4 protein-coding genes are annotated in these 3,383 nt (G+C 75.6%); 3 read left to right on the plus strand and 1 reads right to left on the minus strand.

Translation table 11 applies throughout. The annotated features are described in order from the left end of the window. The coding region (locus PKY62_RS12775) for a response regulator transcription factor (RefSeq protein WP_324537545.1) at positions 1–646 on the plus strand (646 nt) is incomplete at its 5' end. Beyond that, positions 636–2,156 carry a sensor histidine kinase gene (locus PKY62_RS12780; RefSeq protein ID WP_324537547.1) on the plus strand — a complete coding sequence of 507 codons (1,521 nt, stop codon included), beginning with the start codon at positions 636–638 and terminating at the stop codon, positions 2,154–2,156. The genes PKY62_RS12775 and PKY62_RS12780, both read left to right, overlap by 11 nt. Before the next feature lie 30 nt (positions 2,157–2,186). On the opposite strand, the gene PKY62_RS12785 is transcribed toward PKY62_RS12780, so the two are convergent. Further along, positions 2,187–2,744 (minus strand): hypothetical protein, encoded by a 558-nt coding sequence (locus PKY62_RS12785; RefSeq protein ID WP_324537549.1) that lies wholly within the window; start codon positions 2,742–2,744, stop codon positions 2,187–2,189. 198 nt (positions 2,745–2,942) lie between these two features. Here PKY62_RS12785 and PKY62_RS12790 point away from each other — a divergent pair. Next, a partial coding sequence (locus PKY62_RS12790; RefSeq protein ID WP_324537551.1) for an NAD(P)/FAD-dependent oxidoreductase occupies positions 2,943–3,383 on the plus strand: 441 nt, incomplete at its 3' end.

The raw sequence follows: 3,383 nt of genomic DNA on the forward strand, positions 1-3,383 counted from the left end.
CCTGCGCCGCTACCTCGAGCGCGCCCAGCACGCCGTCCTGACCACCGGGGCGGGCGCGGAGGCACTGCGGCTGCTCGCCGTGGGGCAGGTCGACCTCGTGCTGCTCGACCTCGGGCTGCCCGACATCGACGGGACGGACGTCCTGCTCGCCGCGCGCGCGGCGCGGCCCCCCGTCCCGGTGATCGTGCTCAGCGCGCGCAGCACCCTGCCGGATCGGATCACCGGGCTGACGCTCGGCGCTGACGACTACGTCACCAAGCCCTTCAGCCCGGCCGAGGTCGTGCTGCGGGTGGGCGCGGTGCTCGCCCGGGTCGCCGGGGCGGCCGCACCCGAGTCGGTCCCCACCTACGGCGGCGGCCGGCTGAGGATCGACGCCGCCGCGCACCAGGCGTGGCTCGACGACGTGGCGCTGGACCTCACCGCCACGGAGTGGGGCGTGCTTGCCACGCTCGCCGGCACGTCCGGTCGGGTCTTCTCCCGCTTCGAGCTCGTCAACCGGGTGCGCGGCTACGAGTTCAGCGGGTACGAGCGCAGCATCGACTCGCACGTCAAGAACCTGCGCCACAAGCTCGGCCCGGACGGCGCCGCGATCGTCGCCACGGTCATCGGCGTGGGCTACCGGCTGGGCTGGTCCCGTGACGACTGACGGCACGGGCACCGACGACACGCGCACGGGCAGGGCCTTCCCGTCCCCCGCCGTCGCACCGACCGCTGGCGCTCCGACCGCGGGCCCACCGGACCGGCCCACCCGCGGGGCCGGGCTGGGTCCGCTCGGGCGTCGCCTGGTGCTGGCGTTCTCGCTGGTCAGCCTGGTCGCCGTCGGCCTGCTGTCCCTGGCGGCCCAGCAGGCCGTCGACCGCGGTCTCACCGCCTCGAGGGAGGCCGGGCTGTGGACCGTGGCGACCGACACCGCCCAGGCCGCCGCGCTGGCCCACCGGACCGCCGGGGGCTGGGCCGAGGCCGACCTTGCGCCGGCGATCGCCGTCGCCGCGCAGGCCGGGGCGCGGGCGAGCATCCGCGACGCCGCGGGCGCCGTGCTCGCCGGCGAGGGTGCCCCCGGCGAGGACAGCAGCGAGGACGGCAGCGAGGACAGCAGCGGGGACGGTGGCGGCGGGGGCACCGGCGCTGGCGCTGGCGCCGAGCGGGCCGGCGGGACGACCGCGGACGTGGTGGTCGACGGCGCCGTCGTCGGCAGCGTGCAGGTCGGGTACCAGGGCAACGCCTCCGCCGGCGCCGCCGCGCGCGCCGAGGCACGCGGCCGGGAGATCGCCTGGTCGTGGATCGTCGGGGCAGCCGCGCTCGCGCTCGGCCTCGCTGTCCTGGCCGGGTGGCTCGTCACGCGCTGGTTGACCGCGCCGCTGACCTCGCTCACCGCGGTGGCCAGGGCGTTCGCCCGGGGGGACCGTGGGGTGCGTGCCGTCGTGGGCGGCACGGGCGAGCTCGGCGACCTCGCCCGTGGGTTCAACGAGGCCGCCGACTCGGTCGAGCGCAACGCCCAGGCCCGCCGGCAGATGGCCGCCGACGTCGCGCACGAGCTCCGCACCCCCCTCACCGCGCTGCAGGCCGGCCTGGAGGAGCTCCGGGACGGGCTCGCCGTGGCCGACGCCGGGACGCTGTCCCGCCTGCACGACCAGTCCCTGCGCCTGGGCCGGGTGGTCGAGGACCTGGGGGTCCTGGCGAGCGCGGACGACGCCGTCGCCGGCTGGGCTGCCGGGCGCACCGACCTGGCCCGCATCGTCGAGGCGGAGCTCGCGGCGCGTGCCGCGGAGCTGCGCGCCGCCGGCGTGGAGGTCGGGCTCGTTGCGCTGACGCCGTGCTCGGTGCTGGCCGACACCGGCCGGATGCACCAGGTGGTGGGCAACCTGCTGGCCAACTGCGCCCGGCACTGCCGCGCCGGTGACACCGTCGCGGTCCGGCTGAGCCCTCAGGGCGGCGAGGCCGTGCTCGTCGTCGCGGACTCCGGCCCCGGCATCGCGCAGGACGACCTGCCCCGGGCGCTCGACCGCTACTGGCGCGGTCCGGGGGCACGGGTGCCCGGCTCGGGGCTGGGGCTCGCCGTGGTCCGGGAGATCGTCACCGCGCACCGGGGCAGCGTCGAGGTGACGTCCGATGCCGGCACGACCGTCACCGTGCGTCTCCCGCTGGTGCAGGGCTGAGCGCCCGGCCCGGGCGCCCGTCCGTGGGCGTCAGGACGCCTGCTCGCCCGCCCCGACGCTCACGCGCGCCGCGGGGAGGGTGCACGAACCGTCCGTGGCCAGCCGTCGCACCAGGGCGTAGCCCACGAGCAGGATCCCCGTGGCACCGAGCCACGGCTGGATCGGTGCGAACCACTGCAGGGCACCCGCGTACCCCAGGGCGATGAGGGCGAGCTTGTTGCACACGGGGCAGCCCACGGCGAGGAACGTCAGCACGGTGCCGGCCATACCCGTCCGGCTCTGCGCCGCGGCCAGGGCATCGAGGTCGCCGTCCTGCGCCCCCGCCGGCTCGGTCGAGCCCGGCACGCGCACGTAGGTGGCGAACAGCAGGCCCGACAGCACCGAGGTGACGAGCAGCACCGGCCATGCCCAGGCCGTCGTCGCGACCTCCCGGCCGAAGACGGGGTTGGGGATCATCGCCGTCGGGACGGCCACCACGACCACCGTCACCGCGGCGGTCACCGCGGCCACGACGTAGCGGCGCGCCGTCCAGGTGCGCAGGGTCCCCGCCGCCGCGGACAGCTCGGCCCGCCATCGTTGCGCAGTCATACCCCCTAGGGTATATCGGAAGGACGTGTCCGCAACGCGCACGGACAGCCGCCGCGAGGAGGATCATCGGAAGGGACGCAGGTCGCAGCCCACCGCTGGACGTACCCCCCTGGGTATGCGACCTGAGTCCCGGACGCACGTGCCGGACGCGCCCTAGCCTCGATCACAAGACATCCCACGAGTAAGGACCCCCGCATCATGAAGATCGTCGTCGTCGGTGGAGTGGCAGCAGGCATGTCGATCGCGGCACGCGCGCGCCGGCTCGACGAGTTCGCCGAGATCGTCGTCTTCGAGCGCGGACGGCACGTCTCGTTCGCCAACTGCGGCCTGCCGTACCACATCGGGGAGACCATCAAGGAGCGCGACCGCCTCATGCTCCAGACCCCCGCCAGCCTGCGGGAGTCGCTGGACATCGACGTCCGCAACGGCGTCGAGGTGCTCAGCGTGGACCGCGCAGCCAAGACCGTGCACGTCAAGGTCAGGGACACCGGCGAGGAGTACGACGAGTCCTACGACGCCCTGGCCCTGACCCCCGGTTCGGAGCCGGTGCGGCCCCGGCTGCCCGGGATCGACCTGCCCTCCGTGCACGTGCTGCGCCGGATCGGCGACATGGACGTCATCAAGCGCGCGGTCGACGGC

It is taken from the genome of Actinotalea sp. (genome assembly GCF_035443605.1).
In the GTDB taxonomy this organism is placed as follows: domain Bacteria; phylum Actinomycetota; class Actinomycetes; order Actinomycetales; family Cellulomonadaceae; genus Actinotalea.

Excerpts from the sequence above, each read along its gene's own strand:
- PKY62_RS12785 (WP_324537549.1), bottom strand. The coding sequence starts at position 2,744 with ATGACTGCGCAACGATGGCGGGCCGAGCTGTCCGCGGCGGCGGGGACC.